Origin of the sequence: Streptomyces tremellae (assembly GCF_039540215.1) — a bacterium.
Classification (GTDB): domain Bacteria; phylum Actinomycetota; class Actinomycetes; order Streptomycetales; family Streptomycetaceae; genus Streptomyces; species Streptomyces tremellae.
Map to the genome: position 1 here is coordinate 50,995 of NZ_BAABEP010000021.1, position 20,465 is coordinate 71,459.

Annotated in this window: 15 protein-coding genes; 6 read left to right on the forward strand and 9 right to left on the reverse strand. The window is 72.5% G+C overall.

The window, feature by feature from the left end:
- The first annotated feature begins 19 nt into the window (after window positions 1–19).
- From ABEA77_RS16710 to ABEA77_RS16725, 4 genes are all read left to right on the forward strand, one after another.
- Window positions 20–1,249 (forward strand): sensor histidine kinase, encoded by a 1,230-nt coding sequence (locus ABEA77_RS16710; RefSeq protein WP_345647651.1) that lies wholly within the window; start codon window positions 20–22, stop codon window positions 1,247–1,249.
- Between the two features lie 139 nt (window positions 1,250–1,388).
- Entirely contained in the window at window positions 1,389–2,048 is a 660-nt protein-coding gene (locus ABEA77_RS16715; RefSeq protein ID WP_345647653.1) for a response regulator, read from the forward strand.
- A gap of 420 nt (window positions 2,049–2,468) precedes the next feature.
- Complete coding sequence (locus ABEA77_RS16720) at window positions 2,469–3,407, forward strand: CPBP family intramembrane glutamic endopeptidase (RefSeq protein ID WP_345647573.1); 939 nt, start codon at window positions 2,469–2,471, stop codon at window positions 3,405–3,407.
- Window positions 3,408–3,457: 50 nt separating this feature from the next.
- Complete coding sequence (locus ABEA77_RS16725; protein ID WP_345647576.1) at window positions 3,458–4,483, forward strand: DUF2786 domain-containing protein; 1,026 nt, start codon at window positions 3,458–3,460, stop codon at window positions 4,481–4,483.
- 40 nt (window positions 4,484–4,523) lie between these two features.
- Here ABEA77_RS16725 and ABEA77_RS16730 read toward each other — a convergent pair whose 3' ends face one another.
- From ABEA77_RS16730 to ABEA77_RS16765, 9 genes are all read right to left on the reverse strand, one after another.
- Window positions 4,524–6,197 carry an esterase-like activity of phytase family protein gene (locus tag ABEA77_RS16730; protein ID WP_345647579.1) on the reverse strand — a complete coding sequence of 558 codons (1,674 nt, stop codon included), beginning with the start codon at window positions 6,195–6,197 and terminating at the stop codon, window positions 4,524–4,526.
- A gap of 122 nt (window positions 6,198–6,319) precedes the next feature.
- Window positions 6,320–6,487, reverse strand: a complete 168-nt coding sequence (locus tag ABEA77_RS34105) for a DUF7919 family protein (protein WP_486389440.1) — start codon at window positions 6,485–6,487, stop codon at window positions 6,320–6,322.
- Complete coding sequence (locus ABEA77_RS16735) at window positions 6,484–7,239, reverse strand: hypothetical protein (RefSeq protein ID WP_345647582.1); 756 nt, start codon at window positions 7,237–7,239, stop codon at window positions 6,484–6,486. Before ABEA77_RS16735 ends, ABEA77_RS34105 begins: the two co-directional genes overlap by 4 nt.
- Before the next feature lie 29 nt (window positions 7,240–7,268).
- Window positions 7,269–11,933 (reverse strand): putative T7SS-secreted protein, encoded by a 4,665-nt coding sequence (locus ABEA77_RS16740; RefSeq protein ID WP_345647585.1) that lies wholly within the window; start codon window positions 11,931–11,933, stop codon window positions 7,269–7,271.
- Window positions 11,933–12,592 carry a hypothetical protein gene (locus ABEA77_RS16745; RefSeq protein ID WP_345647588.1) on the reverse strand — a complete coding sequence of 220 codons (660 nt, stop codon included), beginning with the start codon at window positions 12,590–12,592 and terminating at the stop codon, window positions 11,933–11,935. Before ABEA77_RS16745 ends, ABEA77_RS16740 begins: the two co-directional genes overlap by 1 nt.
- Window positions 12,589–13,185 (reverse strand): hypothetical protein, encoded by a 597-nt coding sequence (locus ABEA77_RS16750; RefSeq protein ID WP_345647591.1) that lies wholly within the window; start codon window positions 13,183–13,185, stop codon window positions 12,589–12,591. The genes ABEA77_RS16745 and ABEA77_RS16750 overlap by 4 nt, the downstream gene beginning before the upstream one ends.
- A 70-nt stretch (window positions 13,186–13,255) precedes the next feature.
- The gene (locus ABEA77_RS16755; RefSeq protein ID WP_345647594.1) at window positions 13,256–14,464 is read right to left on the reverse strand and encodes an FAD-dependent oxidoreductase; all 1,209 of its coding nucleotides are present in this window, start codon (window positions 14,462–14,464) and stop codon (window positions 13,256–13,258) included.
- 136 nt (window positions 14,465–14,600) lie between these two features.
- Window positions 14,601–15,167 carry a GNAT family N-acetyltransferase gene (locus ABEA77_RS16760; protein WP_345647597.1) on the reverse strand — a complete coding sequence of 189 codons (567 nt, stop codon included), beginning with the start codon at window positions 15,165–15,167 and terminating at the stop codon, window positions 14,601–14,603.
- A 194-nt stretch (window positions 15,168–15,361) separates the two neighbouring features.
- On the reverse strand, window positions 15,362–16,531 hold the full coding sequence (locus ABEA77_RS16765; RefSeq protein ID WP_425588290.1) for a spore photoproduct lyase family protein: 1,170 nt from the start codon (window positions 16,529–16,531) through the stop codon (window positions 15,362–15,364).
- A 372-nt stretch (window positions 16,532–16,903) separates the two neighbouring features.
- On the opposite strand from ABEA77_RS16765, the gene ABEA77_RS16770 reads away from it, so the two are divergent.
- Complete coding sequence (locus ABEA77_RS16770) at window positions 16,904–18,445, forward strand: cryptochrome/photolyase family protein (protein ID WP_345647600.1); 1,542 nt, start codon at window positions 16,904–16,906, stop codon at window positions 18,443–18,445.
- Window positions 18,446–18,576: 131 nt separating this feature from the next.
- Window positions 18,577–19,938, forward strand: a complete 1,362-nt coding sequence (locus tag ABEA77_RS16775) for a C1 family peptidase (protein WP_345647603.1) — start codon at window positions 18,577–18,579, stop codon at window positions 19,936–19,938.
- Window positions 19,939–20,465 lie beyond the last annotated feature (527 nt).

Consider the following 20,465-nt stretch of genomic DNA (forward strand, 5'->3'; position numbering starts at 1 on the left):
GCCGCTCGCCGGCGACGGGCTGCGGCAGGCGGTCGGGCGCACACTGCGGGCCTCGGGGAGCGCGACCGGTCGGCTCGCGGGCGGGCTCACCACCGCCGCGGGCGCCCTCGCCCTGCTGGCCGTGCTCGCGGTGACGGCCGCCACCGCGGTGGCCGGTGTCGGACTGCTCATGGCGCCGCTCGCGCTGCGCGCCCTGCACGCGCTGGCCCGGCGGGAACGTGAACGGCTCGGCCGTACGGGCCCCGAGGTCATCGCCCCCGAGCCGCCGCCCACCCGGCCGCGGGCAGCGCTCGCGGACCCCACTACGCGGCGGGAGCTGCGCTGGCTGTGCCGGCACGCCACGGTGGGGCTGCTGCTCGGCCTCGTCGGTGTGTGGCTGCCGGTCCTCGCCGTACGCGACACGGCCTTCCCGCTCTACTGGCGGCTCATGCCGCAGAACGCCTCGGCCACCTCCCTCGGCTTCGGCACGGCGCACTCCTGGCCCGACGCCCTCGCGGTGACCCTGCTCGGCGTGGGCTGGATCATCCTCATCCTGGGGCTTGCGCCCGGCATGGCAAGGCTCCAGGAACGCCCGGGACGGCGCCTGCTCGCCGCTGGGCCCGATGTCGATCTGTCCCTGCGCGTCGCGGAGCTGACCGCCACCAGGGCCGCGGCTCTGGACGCGCACGCCACCGAGCTGCGCCGCATCGAACGCGCGCTGCACGACGGCACCCAGAACCGGCTTGTGTCGGTCAGCGTGCTGCTCGGCGCCGCGCGGCGGCAGGTGGCGCGCGACGCGTCGCGCGCCGACGAGATCCTCGAACGCGCCCAGGCCGCCGCCGAGCAGGCGCTCGCCGAACTGCGCGAGGTCTCCCGCAGCATCCTGCCGCCCGTGCTCGACGACCGGGGCCTCGCGGGCGCCCTCTCCGGGCTCGCCGCCAACTGCGCGGTGCCCTGCGCCCTCGACGTCGACGCACCGGGGCGCTGCGCCGCCGCCGTCGAGGCGACCACCTACTTCGTGGCCGCCGAGGCGTTGACGAACATCGCCAAACACAGCGGCGCCGCCCGTGCAGCCGTCGAGGTCCGCGTGCGCGACGGCCGGCTGCGCCTCACCGTCAGCGACGACGGGCGGGGCGGCGCGGAGGATGCCGGTGGCTCGGGACTCACCGGCATCCGCCGCAGGGTGGCGGCCCTTGACGGTACGCTCCGACTCGCCAGCCCGCCCGGCGGTCCGACAACGCTCGAAGTGGATCTCCCCTGTGGAACGTGACCTGCGGACGGAACGCGCCCCGCGAACGGAACGCACCCCGCGAACGGAACGCGCCCCGCGAACGGAAGACACCCCCCGGACCGGCCCCGCCACCGGCACCAGCCCCCAAGCGGAAGCCGCGCCGCGAGCGGAACGCGCCCTGCGGATCGTCATCGCCGAGGACGACCCCCTGCTGCGCGAGGGCCTCGCGCTGCTGCTGCGTGCGGAGTCCCTCGACGTGGTGGCCACCACCGGCACCGCCGAGGGCGTGCTCGACGCCATCGACGCACACGCCCCCGACATCGCCGTGCTCGACGTGCGCATGCCGCCCACCCACACCGACGAGGGCATCCGCGCCGCCGTGGAGGCCAGGCGCCGCAGGCCGGGGCTCGCCGTCCTGGTGCTGTCCGCGTACGTCGAGCAGAGCTTCGCGACGGAGCTGCTCACCGGCGGCGTCGGCGGCATCGGCTACCTGCTCAAGGAACGCGTGGGCCGCGTCGAGGAGTTCCTCGACGCGCTGCACCGGGTCGCGGCGGGCGGCACCGCCATCGACCCGGAGGTCGTGGCGCAGCTGTTCACCCGCTCCCGCGAGGACACCAGGCTGGAGCGCCTCAGCCCGCGCGAGCGCGACGTACTCGCCCTGATGGCCGAGGGGTTGGGCAACAGGGCCATCGCGGAACGGCTGTTCGTCACCGACGGCGCCGTCCACAAGCACATCCGCAGCATCTTCGCCAAGTTGGACCTCGCCCCGGCCGACCGGGTGGACCGCCGGGTGGCCGCGGTCCTCCACTACCTCCAGGACGCCAGGCGGCGCGGCTAGAGTCCGTTGTGAAAGTGCTGGGCCAAGCCGTTCGTTGCCGGCTCGGCCCCGGCGTTGTCGCCACCCGGGTGCTCACCGCAGGTGCCGGCGGCGCGCCGCGGCAGTGTGCCCGGCCCGACCTCGGCACGGTGGCCCCGGCAAGCGTGCCGGTCTCCTCGTGCTGAACGCCGATCCCACCGCGGACATCGGCAACCTCCGCGACCTCAGCATGGTGGCCCCCTACGGTCGCCACACCGTCGACAAGCGCCGCCGCGCTACCAACGGGGCCCAACCCGCCCTGGAGGCAGCGGCGTAGAGAGGGCCGTGAGGTCCGGGTACAGCAGGCTGTACTCCCAGGTGGGGCGCGCGCGGCAATGATCTGCGGACGCCGCGCTGGTGTGCTGGGGGTATCACATCAGCCCCCGTCCGAAAGGACCCGCGGTGAGCATCCACCCGCCCGCAGGCATCGAGACCCACCCGCTCGACACGACAAGGCAGCCGGGGCCGGGGAGTCCGGCCGGACTGCGCGGAGCCCTCCGGCGTACGCCCTTGACCTGGTTCTTCGTGCTGACGTACGGGCTCAGCTGGCTCGCCTGGACACCGTACGTGCTGTCGGAGAACGGCCTCGGCCTCTGGCACTTCTCGTTCCCCGTCATCGGCGGCAGCACCCAGCTCCTCGGTGTGCTGCCCGGCGCCTACCTCGGCCCGATCACCTCGGCACTCCTGGTGACCGGTGTGACGGAGGGCCGCGCGGGACTGCGGGTCTGGCGGCGCCGGATGACCAACTTCCGCGCGGGGGCGGGCTGGTACGTCCTCGTCCTGCTCGCGGTGCCCGCCGTGCTGACCGCCGCGTCCGCCGCGCTCGTGGGCAGCGTCCCGCTGGCGCCCTCCGCGGCCTTGCTGGCCGCCTATCTGCCCGGCCTGCTGCTCCAGATGGTCACCACGGGCCTCGCGGAGGAGCCGGGGTGGCGGGAGTTCGCCATGCCGCGCATGCAGAGCAGGCACAGCCCGGCGAGGGCCAGTCTGGTCGTGGGCGTCCTGTGGGGCGTCTGGCACCTGCCGCTGTTCCTGACCGAGTGGGGTGGCTGGCCGCACGTCGACCCGACGAGGCCGCTGGAGTTCGTCGCCACCACGATCGCCTTCAGCTACGTCATGACCTGGGTGTTCAACCGCTCGGGCGAGAGCATGCCGCTGGTGATGCTCCTGCACACGGGAGTCAACAACTTCTTCTCCCTGGCGTTCAGGCCGATGTTCCCGTCCCTCCCGACCTCCGCGATCACGCACGCGTTCCTGATCGCCTCCGTGGCGGCCGCCCTGGTCCTGCTGCTCGCCACCCGCGGCAGGCTCGGCAAGCCCGCCCCCGTACTCGCCGGCCCCTGAGGGGCCCCGCGCGGCGCGCCCCCTCCACGCGGCGGCGGGACAATGGCCGGGTGAACGACTTCGAGCGGGCGTACCGGAAGACCCTCGGCGCGGGCACCGGGGAGGCCGAGACGGACGCGGCCGCCTCGGTCCTCGCCGCGCTGGGCGACGGGTGGGCGGCGGCCGCGCAGGAGACCGCGGGCCGCGTCGTACGGGAGTGCGAGGACCGCGGCTGGGCCCCCGCCGACCTGGTGCGGATGGCGGGCCGCGAGCTCACCGCCCGCCACCACCGCCTCGCCGCCGCGCTCGCGGACGGCGGGGACGTCGCCGACTTCGCGGGCGCCGAGCGGCTCGACCGGTTCAGCGCGGCCACCACCGTCGTCGAACTCCTGCGCCTGTACGGCGGACTGCCCCCTGTCCCGGCCGTCGTCCCACCGGCCGAGGCCCCCGCCGGGGAGGCGGGCAAAGTGCTCGGCCGGGTACGGGCCCTGCTGGCCAAGGCCGAGTCGACGGGCTTCCCCGAGGAGGCCGAGGCGCTGACGGCCAAGGCACAGCAGCTGATGGCACGGCACCAGGTCGACACGGCGCTGCTGCGCCCGGACCGCGCGGGCACGGGCGAGGGCCCCGGCTTCCGGCGGATCGGTGTCGACCGCCCGTACGAGGACGCGAAGGCGCTCCTGCTGGACGCGGTCGCCGCCGCCAACCGCTGCGAGGCGGTGTGGTCCGCCGACTTCGGCTTCTCCACGGTCGTCGGCCACGAAAGCGACCTGGAGGCCGTCGAACTCCTCTACACCTCGCTGCTCGTCCAGGCCGACAGGGCCCTGGCCCGCGGCCCGTCGAGGCGCCGCGACTACCGGCTGTCGTTCCTGATCGCCTACGCCTCCCGGATCCGCCAACGCCTCGCCACCGCGGCGGCGGACGAGGTGGCGGCCCGGCGGGAGAGCCCCGGCCTGCTGCCCGCGCTCGCCGCCCGCGACCTGGCGGTCCGCACCGCCACCCGCCGCCTCTTCCCGCACACCACCACGGCCCGCCTCAAGGGCCGCGACGCCGAGGGCTGGCGCGAGGGGGAGTCGGCCGCGGACGACGCCCGGCTGTGACAGCGGACCGGCCCCGGCGCAGGCCGCGGCCTCCCGAAGGTCACCGCACGTGCACGGTGACCTTCACCGTCTTCAGCACCGCGGGCAGCTTGGCGGTGTCCACCTCAAGGATCTCGCCGTTGTCGGTCTGCCCCGTCGACGGCAGTGTCTTCTGGTGGACGGTCCACTTCCCGCCGGGGTCCACGGCGATGGTGTCGATGCCGAAGTCGTCGTCGTTGGACAGGTACAGCGTCCTGCCCGCGTCCGCGGTCGCCACGCCCTCGACCTTGTCGTGCGGGAAGAACCCGCCGGCCGGGTCGAGTTGGCTGAGCAGCGAGCCGACGTCGAGGTACGGCTGCTTCTGCGCGACCTGGACGCCCGCGCCCGTGAGGGCGGCCAGCGCCTTGTCCGTGCCGTCGGCGCCCACCAGCGCCTCGGGCGACCTGCCGCCGATCTCCAGGCCGCTGACGTCCGTGGCGCCGTTGGTGTCGACCTCGTACAGCGTCTTCTGCGCGAACGGCTCGAAGCCGCCGTCGCGTTCGTCCACCAGGAACTTCGTCGCCGACAGCGCGGTGATCTCGCTGTTCGCGTCGCCCGTAGCCGCGGGGTCGTCCAGCAGGTACAGGTACTGCCTGGTGCGGTACGTACGCAGGTCGACGGTGACGATCCGGGTGGCCGCCACGCTGCCCGCCTTGATGCTGCCGAGGTCGGGCATCTGGAGCGCCGACTGCGCCACACCGACCAGTGTCTTCCCGTCCGGTGTGACCGTGAGGCCCTCCATGCCCTTGTTCTTCACCCGGTGGGCGAGCTCGGCGGGCAGGTACCCCACGATCGTGTGGTGCGCGTTGTCCGCGCTGTCGCGGTACGGGGTGAGCCGGCCGATCTCGTACCCGCGCGCGTCGAAGTGCGTGATGTAAGGGCCGTACTCGTCCGACACCCAGAACGTGCCGTCGGGCAGCGCGACGAGGCCCTCGGAGTCGTAGCCGTTCGGGTCCGCGGCGACCGGTACGGGCGTGCCGCCGTGCGCGTTCGTCGCCGCGACGTCGTCGATCACCTCGTCCGTGTCGTGCGGTGGCCGCCCGCTGTACGGCGTGCCGCCGAGCCGCTTCGGGCCCTTCAGCGTGACCTTCCCGACCAGTTCGGCCTTGCCGCCGACAAGCGTGAACTCGCCGATTTGCGGGGTGAATCCGGGCACCATCTCGGACTTGTTGCCGTCGGGCGCGTCGGCGTTGGGGCCACGGTCGGTGAGCCCGTAGAAGCGGCCCGGCCTGCCCGGCACCGGCGCGAGCGACGAGCCGAAGCCCTCGCCGGAGAGCTGCGTGGTGGTGCCGCCGGGTCCCGCGACCTTCCCGAGCGGGGGCAGCGGCTTCCCGTTCGCGGCGGCGTCCTTGAACAGCCGCACCGCGTCGGTCGCCGTGTAGGTGAACGTGTCCGTGCCGCGGAAGCCGGGCTTCGGCGTATAGGTGAACGTGCCGTCGGCGTTCACGTCCGCCGTACCGTGCGACGGCGCGGTGTGCCGCACGACGGCCGTCGCGCCGGTGTCGTTGCGCAGCACGTCACCGGCCACCCTGCCGTGGCCCGCGTACGAGTCGGCCGCGGCGCGGAAGTCGTGCGACGGCGCGGAGAGCCAGCCGGCGGCCTGCGCGCCCGCGGTACCCGCCCCCACCGCGGCGAGCGAGGCGGCGACCGCCACGGCGATCCGGACACGCTTACGAGAAAGGGGTCTTGAAGCCATGCCCCCGAACCTGTCGCTCACCGATGAACACCACCCCACCCCCCGGTGAACACCACCCCCGAAAACCCCGAATCCCCGCACCCCGCCGCCCTCGTGGCGGCAAGGGAAGGAGGCGCCAGGGTCTACTCCGATGCAAGCACAGCCTCGCAGAATTCATCGGGTGGCAGGTAGCCATGTTGTTCCACGTAGTGGACGATCATGGCGGGTGACGCGTAGGTGGTTCCCCGGCGGCGGCGCTCGTCACCGCCACTGGTAGGTCGGCACAGAAGCGCCCACGGGGCGCCCGTCACGTCCCCGAGCCACGGCGGAATTCCTCCCAGGCCTCTTCGATCCCCGCGCGTAGCCCGGCATCCGACAGGTCGCCGGGTTCGGCGAGTGCCGGATCGATCGGGTAGTCCTCAAGGAGCATGAACACGCGCCCGAACAACTCGGCGAGCGACCCCCGCACCCGCTCCCCTCCGCGCTGCGCCTCACGCCTGGCCTGCCACCACGCCTTCGCGAACTCCGGCGCGCCGAGCGCCCCATTCCGCAGGTGCTCCAGCAGTGCGAGTTGCTGCCCCGTCGAACTCGCCGGGTCGACGTCCTCCGCCCGCTGCCAGGCCGGCCGGGCGGGCGGATACGACGCTGCCAGCTCCCGCAGCCCCGGATGCCGGTCCGCGAGGGCTCGCGCGTGGCGGCCGAAGCTCGCGCGCGCCGCGTCCACCCCCTCGGGGACCGCCCCGGCCAGGAAGCGCCCGTCGCCCGCGACGACGGCGGAACCAGCCGCACGGAAGAGTACGGCTCCCTCGCGGCCCGGTGTCATCCAAAGGGCGGGCGGACGCGCCACCGCATGGCATCCGCCGAGCGGCAGCCGTACGTCCGAGGCGGCCGACCCCGAGAGGTCGGCGAAGAAGATCCGGTCCGCCTCCACGGCCCGGCACCCGGCCTCGATCCTCTGTCGCAGCGCGCTGTCCAGCTCCGCCCCCGCGGGCACGGGAGTCACCTCTTTACCCCGCAGCCACCACGAGGCGAACCAGCCGTCCTCGCCGAGAATGTCCGTCACAGGGCCAGAACCTTTGTCAGTCGAATCCGTCAAAACAAGAAACCTCGATCGATGATTCCCTGGAACTGTCTGTCGCCCAGCCTCCACGCGGACCAAAACCTACCATCCGAATGAAGCATCACCATCTTCTGGGAAGCTGGATCGATAAACCCGACTGCCGGTCCCTGGCTTCTGTAATTGAAACGATATATCCTTGTGTCATCTGCGGTCATGTGCTCGCGCATGGCGCCTTCGAAGCGTTGCAGGTTGACCTTGTTGAGGTTTCCCGGGTCGTCCAGGAAATCCCCCGCATGGGCGTGAAATTTTTTGCTCATGACTTTCTGGCTGGAGAAGTCTGCCTTGTTCTCCCAGCCGCCTCGCGGACAGGGAGAGAGTCCCAGGGGGTCGGCCCAGGACTGGGGATTGTCGACGTAGGTTGCCGGGTTGGGCGCGGGGGCCAGCCCGAGCGGGTCCGTCGTCAGGTACCGGCCCGTCTCCGGGTCGTAATGGCGGAAGTAGTTGTAGTGCAGCGCTGTTTCCGGGTCGTAGTACTGCCCGGGGAATCGCAGCGGCGTGTAGGTGGTGCTTTCGGTCGCCCAGGCTGTTTTTCCCCACAGGGTGCTACGGGCGCGCCAGGCGATGGCGCCCCGCTCGTCGACGAGTTCGCTGGGGGTGCCGACGAGATCGGTGACGATGGCGAAGAAACGCGAGTCGACCTCGGCGTCGGGCAGGTCGGGAGCGTGTGTCGCGCCGACGCGTTCCGTCTGGGTCAGGGGACTTCGGCCCTGGTGGTCCCAGGTCAGTGTGACCGGTTCCGGCAGTTCTGGGGCTCTGGTGGTCTGCTCGCAGAGCGTGGTGCTGTCCCAGGTGAAGACCGTGCGTTCGACGACGGTCTCCCCGTCGGCCGCGATGCGGAGCTTGGCGGTGCGGCGGCCGAGGGGGTCGTACGTGTACCGCCAGCGCGTACCGTCCGGGGTGACGACCGCGGCGAGGCGATCCTCCGCGTCCCACTCGTAGCGCCACGTGTCCGGCTTGCGGGAGAGACGGGTCTTCTGCCGGAGGGTGATGCGTCCGAGGGCGTCGTGTTCGTAGCGCACGTTGCCCGCGCGGACGATGGCCGTGCCCGTGTAGGAGCGGGGACCCACGGCCTCCTGGCCCGGATGGCCGGCCGGCCAGCGCGCGTGCGTCTGGTTCCCCGCGGCGTCGTACGCGTATGCCTCCGTCCACTGCTCCGCTCGTACGGCCGTCACGCGACCCGATGCGTCCAGGTCGTAGCGTCGGCCGCCGGAGAGTATGTCGTCGACGGCTGTGACGTTGCCGTCGACGCGGTAGCGGTACGTGCGGTGCTGGATGGTCCGACCGCCGGTCCCGGTCACCGACTGGGAAGCCAGACGTCCGCCGATGTCGAAGGTCTGCCGCAGGGTGACGATCTCCCCGAGACGGCGGCTCTGCTCCCGCCCCGTCGCGTCGTACGTGAAGTCGATGCTCCGTCCGGAGACCACCATGCCGACCTGGCGACCCGCGCCGTCGTACGAGTACGTGGTCGTGGCGCCGGCGGGGGTCCTACGGCCTGTCCGGCGGCCCATCGCGTCGTACGCGTACGACACCGTCCGGCCGTCGACCGTCTCCGAGCGCAGGCGGCCGTGCCGGTCGCGGAGGAGAGTGACGGTGGTGCCGTCGGGGCCGGCCGCCTGTACGAGGTTGCCGGCGAGATCGTATGCGTAGGTGGTGGTTTCGCCCGCCACCTCCTTGTGGAGGACCTGGCCAAAAGCGTCGCGTACGAACGCGACGGTCACACCGAGCGCGTTCGTACGGGAGGCCAGGCGCCCCGCTGCGTCGTGGCAGTAGGCCAGTTCGCGGCCGTCGAAATCCGTCTCAGTTCTCAGGTGCCCTGCCGCGTCGTACGCGTAACTCCACCGAAGGCCCTGCGGGTTGGTGACTCCGGTCAGCCGCAGTTCGGAGTCGTGCGCGAACTCGTACCGCGCGCCGTCGGCCTCCGTGCGTGCCGTGAGCAGATCGAAGTGGGTGTACTCGTAGCGGACGACATTGCCGAGGGCGTCGGTGTGGCTGGTGCAGTTGCCCTCACCGTCGTACGTCCAGGACTCGCTGGTGCCGTCAGGGTTCGTGCGTCGGGCCGGGAAACCTTCGACCGTCCACTCCAGCCGTGTTGTGGCCCCCAGCGCGTCGGTGACCGAGGTCGTACGGCCGAAGGCGTCCCTTCCGTAACAGGTGGCTGCGCCCAGCGGGTCCGTGACACGCATGGGCAGACCTGCCGCGTTCGTCACGAACGTCGTCGTACACCCTGACGGATCGGTCACGGCGACGACGTGTCCCGTCTCGTCGTAGGTGAAGCGGGTGACCTGCCCTGCCGGGTCGGTCACGGAGATGCGGTTGCCCCGCTCGTCGTAGCTCTGCCGGATCACACTGCCGTCCGCGTGCACCAGCACTGTCGGCAGGCCGAGGCTGTTGTACTGCGCGGTCGACGCCCTGCCGTCCGGCCGTACGACTCCGAGCAGGTTGCCCGCGGTGTCGTAGCGGAACGACGTGGTGTGCCCCAGCGGGTCCGTCAGTGCGAGGAGCCGATTGCGCCGGTCGTACTGACAGCGCGTGACCGCGCCGAGCGGGTCGGTCTCCGCGACCACCTGGCATCGGCTGTTGACGAGGTAGTGGGTGCGCTGTCCGAGCGAGTCGGTGACGGTGGTGGTGTGCTCCCCCGTCACCGGGTCTGCCGCCCCGTAGGTGAAGTCCGAGCGCAGGTGGCCCGCGGCTCCCGACTGGTGCGTGCACCGGTCCTGGTCGTCGTAGGCGTAGCTGAAGCGGCTGCCGTTGGTGTCGGTCCACGACGTGATGCGGCCACATGTGTCGTATGTGAAACGTGTCGCGAGACCTGAGGAGTTGGTGACCTCGGTCAGGTTGCCGTCTGTACAGCCGTAACGGATCAGTTCCTGGTCGCCGCCGTCCTGGGCGGCACCCCTGAGATGAATCGCGGCCACACGCCCCTGCGCTGTGGACACCCGCAGGCAGTAGCCGCCGCTATGGGCCAAGGAAAGCGGGGTGTCGTCCGTGTCGTACTCGAATGCGATCCAGTTCCCGTTGCGGTCGTCGAGCTGCGCGAGGAGCGCACGGTCGTCTGAGCGGTCTTCGAAGTGCCGCGTCGTCCCGCTTTCCGGATCGGTGACCGTGTAACCGCCCTCGGTCCTGTCGAGAGGCCAGGCGGGGCCGTGGTGCGGCAGCACCGGCACACCGGGTGCAGGATGCGGATAGGCGAGCACGAGGCCGTCCTCGCCGACGAGCACGACACCCTGCGCGTCGATCTCCAGGCGCTGGTCGAGCGTGGAGGACCAGGCCGGGCCGAACCAGCCCCCCAGCCGGTAGGACGACTCGAACTGCCGCCTGAACACCAGGGGCAGGTGCCCCGGGAGCGTCACGTCCGTCGCGGGCAGCACCATACGGCCAGTGGCGACATCGACGGGGTCCTTGGCGGTGACCTTCTCCCCTGCCCGCCGGGAGACGTCCTCCGCGCCGTCCTCGACCGCGGCCCGCGCGCCCTTGCGCAGCCCCTGCCCGGCTGCCTCCTTCGCGCCGTCCGCGAGCGCCAGCCGCAGCCCGCCCCGAGCCAGCCCCGCGCCCTTGGTGCCGACGAGTTCGGGGATCAGACGGCCGACGAACTCGGAAGGGTCCTTCTTGAAACCGTCGACGGCGGCTTGCACGACGCGTTCCGGGTGCGCCGCGGTCGACACGAGGCCCGACAACGTCATGCTTGCGTTCCGCAGGTACGCGGCAGGGTGGGTGAGGTTGTACGGATCTGTGGGGTTCAGGCCGCGGGCGAAGTCCACCAGACCCGCGGTGCCCTTGAGGATGCCGCCCGTGACGTGCGTCAGCTCGGTGTTGGCTGCTTGGTAGCCGTCGTGGAGGTCGTTGCCGAGCCTGTCCAGGGGCGGCGGTTTTGCGGGGGCATGAGCGAGGGCGGTCCTGATCTTCCCCTGCGCCTCCGAGGCGGCCGTATTGCGCTGCCTGCGTGCTTCCGCGAGCTTCTCCCGCGCCGCCTTGACGTCGGCCTTGCCGGGGTCGACGAAGGGGTCAGGTCGTGGCCCAGGGTCCTCGTCCGCGTCGATTCTTGCGTTGTACGCGTCGACCTTCCTGTTGTAGGTGTCCGTCGCGTCCCTGGATGCCTTTGTGCCCTTCTTGTAGAGCGCAATGGCTTCTTCGGCCTGGCTCTGGGCCCAGGTGACGGTGTGCGCGTACGAGTCAAGGGCGTGCGCGGCCGTCTCGCACGCCGCGGACGCCTGGGCCCACTTGGCAGGGTGGAGGTCGAACTTCTCCCGGAACGCGTCGCCGCCCTCGCCCTTCCATCCCGAGGAATCGACCTTCCTCATCCCCGAGGACACCTTGTCGAAGGCCGCGTGGAAGCCTGTCAGGTGCTGTGCACTCGCGCGGATCCTGCCGGGGTCGCCGTGAATGAGTTCGTTCGCCTGGTCGCTCTGTCCGAGCTGCTGTTCCCCCGGGGTGGCGCCGAGATCCGAGGCGACGCCGTCTCCCCAGTCCTCGACGTCGTCGGCCCAGTCGTGCAGACCTACGCGGTCAAGCCCGTCCCCGACCTTGTCGGTTCCCCAGCCGACGCCCTGCCCGACTTTCTTCCTGCCCTCGTCAATCAGGTGCTCGCCGTAGCCGAGGCCCTTGTTGAGGCCGTCACCGATGTCCCCGAGCAGACCCACTAGCTCTCATCCCCGCGGTGCCGCCGGCCGGTCGACTCCTGGCGTGTCTCCGGCGAGGGCCCGAGAGTCTCGTCGAGCAGGTGGTCGTACTGACGGTCCGAGGCGCCGAGCGCGCGGTGCACGTCGGCCGGACTCAGGCCCGGAGGCGCCAGCGTGTGCGAGCTCAGCACATCCCTGCCCGCGTCCTTCCACCCCTGCTCACTGCTGTCCAGCGCCCGGTCGAACGAGTCCTTGCCGTAGTCCACCCCGGCGCCAGAGCCGGCGATGTCGCTCCAGCCCATCTTCTCGACGTCGTCCTCGGAGGCATCCGGATTGCCGACGGCGGCATTGGCGACGACCTTGAACGTGCCCTCCAGGTACTGCTCGGTCTCATAGTGCGTCCCGGCGGACATCCCGGTCTTCCCGGCAAGCGCGTTCCCCTCGGCGACCAGATCCCGCACGCCCCACTCCCATCGGTCACAGAAGGTCTGGAACTCGCCCGTGAGCCCGTCGTGACCGAGCTGAAGGCCCGACAGAGCGATGTCGCTGAAACCCCTCCCGGCTCCTGCCTCACCGACCATGCCGAGTTCCTGCAACTCGCCCAGCGCGCCCGTCAGGCCCTGGGCGATCAGGCCGAGGCCCTCGGTCTGCAGGTCCTTGTTCCTGCCCTCACCGCTCACGGCCGCCCCTCCGTGTCCTCATCGCCCTCGTGGAAGTCCACCGCCACACTGTCAGGGACGATGCCACGCACCGGGGGAAAGACCATCCCGTCCTCTCCGTCCGCGCAGTCCAGGGCGACCCCGCACGGGACGCCCGCCGCCGGCACGGCGACATCCAGCAGCCGCGCCCCGAGAACGGTCCGATAGGCCCACTCCCGCGCCCCGTCCCCCCGCGCGAGTGCGTAGCGGGCGAGCGCCGCCTCGTCGGAGAAGGCCAGCAGGAACCGGACTCGGTTGAGATCGGCGCACAGGAAGCCGCGTTCCTCCTCCGACCCCGGTCCTTCGCCCAGGGGCGCCAGCACCGCCGTACGGCGGAACTCCCCGAGCAGCTCGGCCAGGGCACGCCTGCGGCGCGCCACCGCCGTGGCGGCGAGGGGGCCGGTGGTCGCGGACGCCTCACGCCCCGCGAAGGGCCCGTGCCCGCCGGACAGGTCATCCTTGCGACCGGCCGGGCTCCCCGCGGCCCCGTCCTGCGCCGCCTCCACGACATCCGCCAGCCGCAGCCGGCCGGCAGGGTCCGGAGGCTGTACGGCGTCATCCCCGTTGTCGGACATGCCGACATCCTCTCCACGGTTGGCCTGAAGTGGCAACGAGGTCGGGCCCAGAGGGTGCTGCGACGCAGCGTCAGCCGCGCGGCACCTGTCCCTCCCAGATCCCCGTGTCCCAGTCCAGCAGCCGCGCCAGGGCGTCGTCGCCAGGTCGGGCGGGCGGCGGCGCGCCCCGGCCGCTCTGGGGGCCTGGGGCCCGAGGGCCGGGGGACGGCGGCGGGCCGCCGCGGGACGCCTGGCCGCTCGCGGTGATGTTGTGCTCGGCGCGGGGCCGCCGCAGCGCCTCGTAGAGCTCCAGCGCGCGGTCCGTGTCCGGCGCGTCCCGCAAGGACTTGGCGAGGACGACGGCGTCCTCAAGCGCCATCGAGGCGCCCTGCCCGGTCGCCGGGGACGCGGCGTGCGCGGCGTCGCCGACGATCAGCGCCCGGCCCGAGCGCCAGGCCGTGCCGAGCGGCATCTCGGTGGAGTTGGTGACCATGATGCGGCCGCCGGTGGCGGCGACGAGGTCCGCGGCCGGTGTCGCGTCCGCCCGCAGCAGCGGCACGAGCAGCTCGCGCCACCGCTCAGGCGTGCCGCCCGCCACCTCGTCGGCGGTCAGCGGCTCCCCGCCCACCCGGGCGAACCAGTACGCCTCCCCGCCGGGCGACACCGCGCACCCGAAGGCGGCCGCGCTGCCGCGCACCATCGTGATGCACCCCGGGTCGCCCGCGGGGGCCGCGCCCGCGGGGGCGTACCCGTAGAACACCTTCTGCCCGGCGTAGCCCGGCTCCGCGCCCGGCGCGATCCCGCGCCGCACCGTGGAGCGCAGCCCGTCCGCGCCGACGAGCAGGTCGCAGGTGACGGAGGTGCCGTCCGCGAACCGTGCGGTCACACCGCCGCCCGCGCCCTCGTCGTACGACACCAGCCGCGCGCCGTGCCGTACGGGAATGCCCCTGCGCACCACCTCGGACTGGAGCGCCGCGTTGAGCTCGCCCCGCCGCAGGCACCTGAACCGCAGCAGCGGATCGCCGGCCTCGCCGAGCGGCCGGTGCGCCAGCTCCGCGCCGGAGGCGTCCAGTACGCGCATCGTGGTGAGCGGGAAGCCGGTCCTGGCCACCGCCTCGGACGCGCCGACCTGCGCCAGCGCCCGCATGCCGTTGCTCGCGAGCGTGAGGAAGGCCCCGATGTCCTCGGCCCCGTCCTCGTACGCCTCGTACACCTCCACGCCGAACCCGGCCTTGTGCAGCGCGAGCGCGGCCCCCGCACCCGCGATCCCGCCACCGACGACAACGATCCGCCGCGCCACCGCGCCTCACCCGTCCCCGCTCGACACCCCCGTACCACCCCGTAGAACGCCCGGCCACCCCCCGACGTTCCGCCCAGGTCCCCGGCGCGCCCGGATCCCCCACGACCGGCCAGGCCCCAGAGCCAGGCCCGTATCCCTACGCCCCGCCCGCGCCCGACGCCCACTGCTCGGCCGTCATGCGCCAGATCACGCGGACGCCGCTCTCGCCCGGGGCCTCGGGGCCCTCGGGGGCGGGGGCGCGGGACACCTCGGTGAGGCCGAGGCGGCGGGCGACGGCGCCGCTCGCGGGGTTGGCCGCGTCGTGGTGGATCTCGACGCGGTCGGTGCCCGCGAGCGCGAACGCCTGGCGGACGAGGGCGCCCGCGGCCATGGTGGCGAGGCCCTGACCGGTCCAGCGGGGGTGGAGCCAGTAGCCGATCTCCAGGCCGCCAGGGCCGATCCTGCGCATGAGCCCGCAGCTGCCGACGACGGCCGAGCCGACCGTGATGGCGTAGCCGAAGCCCTCGCCGGTCCGCCACTCGACCTGGTTGCGGGCGAGGAACTCCGCGGTCTGCTGCCTGTCCTGGCTCGCGGCCCAGGGCATCCAGGGGATCAGATGCGCCAGCGACTCGGTGGTCGCGCGCGCCAGGGCCTCCAGGTCGGCCGTACGCCATCGCCGCAGCTCAACCCGGTCGCAGGAGAGGATTTCCGCAGGCTTGTCCATGCGCCGCATGCTTCCCCAGCGGGGCGGGAGGCCACAAACGCATTACCGGCGGCCGAGCGCCGGCGCCCGGGCGCCGAGCGTCGAGCGCCGACCCCGGGCCCCGTGTGCCGCCCCGGGCCGCGAGCCCTCGCCAGCCCCGGCGACCCGCGCGCCCGGCGCCCGCGCCCGGCGACCCGCGCTCACGCGCCCGCCCGTCAGAACGCGTACCGCACCCGCAGCCACGGCGCGTGCGCCGCGATCAACTCCCGCAGACTGGCCAGGGCTTGGCGCTTGACGCCGCGGGTGTAGCGGACGTTGAGCGCGCCGTTCTCCGAGCGCTTGGACTCCTGGGCGTCCGGCTGCCACAGCACGTCCTCGGCCCGCGGATGCCACCCGAGGTTGACCTCGTGCAGCCCCAGGTTGTGGGTGAGCATGATCACCTCGGCCCCCGCCTGCTCCTTCACCCGGCCGGGCAGCACGTCGTCGAGGTGGGTGAGCAGCTCGGCCCAGTCCCGCTGCCAGTCGGGCCGCAGCACGACGGGGGAGAGGTTGAAGTGGACCTCGTACCCCGCGTCGAGGAAGTCCGACGCGGCGGCGATGCGTTCCGCGACCGGGCTCGTACGGAGGTCGAGCAGGCGCGAGTCGTCGGGCGGCATCACAGAGAAACGCACCCGCGTGCGACCCCGCGGATCCAGCGCGAGCAGGTCGGGGTTGACGAACTTCGTCGCGAACGACGCCTTCGCTGTGGGCAGTTCACGGAACGCCGCGATCAGGTCGGCCGTGTTGTCGCAGACCAGCGCGTCCACCGAGCAGTCGCCGTTCTCGCCGATGTCGTACACCCACGACACGGGGTCACACTGGTTCGGCTCACGCTTCGGCCCCTGCGCCCGCACATGCGCCCGTACGCGGGCGACGATCGCCTCGATGTTGGTGAAGAGTGTGATCGGGTTGGCATACCCCTTGCGGCGCGGCACGTAGCAGTACGCGCACGCCATCGCGCACCCGTTGGACGCGCCCGGCGCGATCCAGTCCGCCGACCTGCCGTTGGGCCGGATCGCCAGGGACTGCCTGACGCCCAGCACCAGCGTCTCGGTCTTGATCCTGGTCCAGCGGCCGACGTTGCCCTCGTTGCCGTGCAGCGAGGGGATGCGCCAGTGGCCGGTCACCTCGGTGACGGGCACCCCGGGCGGCAGCCCCGCAAGGATCTGCCGGCCGCGCGGCGAGGCGAGCGCCGCGGGCTCCGCGTACACCTCCCGGACGTCCAGCATCCGCCGCGCGCGCGGGCTGTCCCGGAAGCCGCCGCCCGGCGGCGGCCCGTCCTCCCACTCGAACAGCGGCGGCTGTTCGGGCGCACCCGGGGGACGGTCGCCTGGACGGTCGTGCACGCCACCACTCCTGTCGTACGCCCCCGTGGGCCCGCCCCCGTACGCCTCCGCGGCGGCCGGAAGCCGACCCTACGGCCCCAGGGCGCGCGCCCGGCGCAGGCACGGCCGGAGCGTCGCCGTGCACCCACGCGTCGCGGCTGACACCATCGCGGGTACGGCCGCCGGCCGCCCCGCACCCCCACCCCGCCCCCACACCCGACACACCGCGACGCCGACACGCCACACTGCACCACTCCACACCGCGACACACCACGCCGCGACCCCGCACCGCGACACACCACGCCGCGACCCCGCACCGCGACACACCACGCCGCGACCCCGCACCGTGACACACCACACCATCCCCCACGCCCCGAGAGGCGGACCGCGCCCATGGCACCGCGCCCCCACTGGATCTTCGGGGACCAACTCGGTCCGCACTTCCTCGACCCGCGCCACGGCGGCCCCGACGCCCACGCCCCCGTGATCATGATCGAGGCGCGTTCTGTGCTGCGCAGGCGCCGCTTCCACCGCGCCAAGGCACACCTCGTCCTCTCGGCGATGCGGCACCGCGCCGCCGAACTCGGCGACCGGGTCACCTACGTGAGGGCCGATACGTACGCCGAGGGCCTCGAACGCGCCCTCGGCCGGCCGGTTCCCCTCGCCGAGCCCACGGATGAGGGCGACCGCCTGACCGTCCACCACCCCACCTCCCGCCGGGCCCGGGACTTCGCCGCCGCGCTGGACGGCGTGGAGATCCTGCCGGCGCGCGGCTTCCTCGTGCCGCACGCCGAGTTCGCCGCGTGGGCAGACCGCCACGCCGGCACGTCCCTCCGGCTCGAAGGCTTCTACCGCGCGGTGCGCGAGCGCCACGGCCTGCTGATGGACGGCGACGGGCCGGCCGGCGGCCGGTGGAACCTCGACCACGACAACCGCGAACGCCCGCCCCGCGACCGGGACACCCTCGGCGTCAAGGGGCCCTGGCGGCCCCGCGAGGACGCCATCGACGAGGAGGTGCGCCACGACCTCGACCGCTGGGAGCGCGCGGGCGACGTCTCCTTCGTCGGACGTGACGGCCCGCGCCGCTTCCCCGCGACCCGGCGCGAGGCGCTGGCCGCGCTGCGCCACTTCATCACCCACCGCCTCCCCGGCTTCGGCGGCCAGGAGGATGCGATGCTCGCGGCCGATCCGGTGATGAGTCACAGCCTGCTCTCCGCGCCCCTCAACCTCGGCCTGCTCGACCCGGCCGAGTGCGTGGAGCGCGCGGAGCGCGCCTACCGGGAGGGCGACGCGCCCCTCAACAGCGTCGAGGGGTTCGTCCGGCAGATCGCCGGCTGGCGCGAGTACGTGTGGCACCTGTACTGGCACTTCGGCGAGGACTACCGCGACCGCAACGCACTGCGGCACACCGCCCCGCTGCCCGGATGGTTCCTCGAACTCGACGCCGGCGCCGTCACCGCGAACTGCCTGTCCACCGTGCTCGCGCAGGTACGGGACACCGGCTGGACCCACCACATCCCCCGGCTGATGGTGCTCGGCAGCCGGGCCCTCCAGGACGGCTGGGACCCCGCGGCCGTCACGGACTGGTTCCACCGCTGCTTCGTCGACGGCTACGACTGGGTGATGCTGCCCAACGTCGTCGGGATGTCGCAGTACGCGGACGGCGGCCTGATGACCACCAAGCCGTACACCTCGGGCGGCGCGTACATCCACCGGATGAGCGACCTGTGCGGGCCCTGTGCGTACCGCCCCTCCGACCGCACGGGCGAGCGCGCCTGCCCCTACACCGCGGGCTACTGGGCCTTCCTGCACCGCCACCGCGAGCGGCTCGCCGCCAACCACCGCACGGCGCGCGCCGTCCACGGCCTCGACCGCCTCACGGACCTCGGCGAGCTCCTCGACGAGACGGCCCGCCGCGGCGACGCGCCGCCCTGACCCGGATTCCGTGTCCGGACCGCCAGGGCCCGTGTCCTGGCCGGGGACACGCCGTTGACTCCACCCGAACAGCAGTGCAACGTGGAGGCAGCGCTCCGCCCGGGAGCACGGGGAACTGGAGGCAGGCTGCCGTGACCTTCGGACATGACGACTCCCGACCGGCCGTACCGCGTGCCCTCACGCCGGACCAGATCGAGGCATACGAGAAGGACTTCGCAGCCCGCCCGGCCAACCAGCTCATGCAGAACGCCGTCACGCGGACCTCCGTCGACGACGTCGCACTCGACCGCCGCGTCCTCACCGGCATCGACCACTCGGTCTCCCACCACCTGGACGACTGGAAGGCCACCAACCAGAAGCAGAGCGGCCGCTGCTGGATGTTCGCGGGGCTCAACCTGCTGCGGGCCGGCGCCGCCCGCGAACTCGGCGTGAAGGACTTCGAGTTCTCCCAGAACTACCTGCTGTGGTGGGACAAGTTCGAGCGGGCCAACCACTTCCTCGAAGCGGTCGTCGAGACCTCGGACCGCGCCGTGGACGACCGCACCATCGCGCACCTGCTCACCGACCCGATCGGCGACGGCGGCCAGTGGAACATGTTCGTGGCGCTCGTCGCCAAGCACGGCCTGGTACCCAAGTCGGCCATGCCGGAGACCGACAGCTCCTCCGCGACCCGGGCGATGAACAGGGCCCTGAAGACCCTGCTGCGGCAGGGCGCGGCCGAACTGCGCGCGCTGGCGCCCGCGGGCGTCGAGGCGCAGCGTGAGCACAAGCGCGAAGTCCTCGGCGCCGTCCACCGGGTGCTCAGCATCCACCTCGGCACGCCGCCCCGGCGCTTCCTGTGGCAGTGGGAGGACAAGGACAAGGAGTTCCACCGCGACGGCTGGCTCACCCCCGCCGAGTTCGCCGCCTCGTACGTAAAACTCCCGCTCGACGAGTACGTGTGCCTGGTGCACGACCCGCGCGAATCGAGCCCGGTCGGCCGGACCTTCACCGTCGAGTACCTGGGCAACATCGTGGACGCCCCGCCGGTCGTCTACCTCAACGCCGAGATGGAGCTGCTGAAGCGGCTGGCCGCGGAGACGGTCGTCGGCGGCGAACCGGTCTGGTTCGGCTGCGACGTGGCCAAGATGATGCACGGCGACGCCGGCGTCTGGGACGCCCGCCTCTTCGACTACGCCGGCGTCTACGACGCGCCGTTCACCATGGACAAGGCGACCAGGCTGCTGCACCACGACACGCAGATGACCCACGCGATGCTGTTCACGGGCGTCGACATGGTGGACGGCAGTCCGCGCCGCTGGCGGGTGGAGAACAGCTGGGGCGAGCAGAAGGCCGACAAGGGCTTCTGGACCATGAACGACTCGTGGTTCGGCGAGCACGTCTTCGAGATCGCGGTCCGCCGCTCCGCCCTCCCGCCCGACCTGGCCGCCGCCCTCGACCACCCCCCGATCCCCCTCCCCGCCTGGGACCCGATGGGCGCCCTCGCCCGCTGACGACGCGCCCGCGCCGGAGCCGGCTGGGCCCCGGACGAGGCCACGGATGGCACAGCGGACTGCCCTGTCCCGTTCCTGGGCCACTGAAGGGGTTTCGGCCTGCGCTTTCCTGTCGCGCGGCGTAGACGGCTACGGTCTGCGGAAGCCGCCTTTGACGTACTGCGGGTGCTCCACGCTGTCTCGCCGCAAGGTCGCCGGGTGCGCGGGGGCGTTGCCGGCACCGCGCAGGCGTGCCTTCTGAAGGCATGCCCTCCGGCCGGCGCCTCAGGCGTACTCTCCTGCCGTCACGACGCGTAGTCCTCGATCAGCCGGCCGACGACCTCATGCAGGACCTGTGCGCGATGCCGGTCCTCGTGTTGGTGACGGGGTGGGGTCGGGTTGGGCGAAGCGGGTCGTGAGGTAGCGCGTCGGGTCGTTGAGTTCACAGGCGATCATGCGCCCGTCTCGCACCAGGAGAGCCACGTCTCTGCGATTGTGGTGGCCCAATGGTCGGGGTCGTCTGTCGCTGATCGCGATGAGAAAATTAC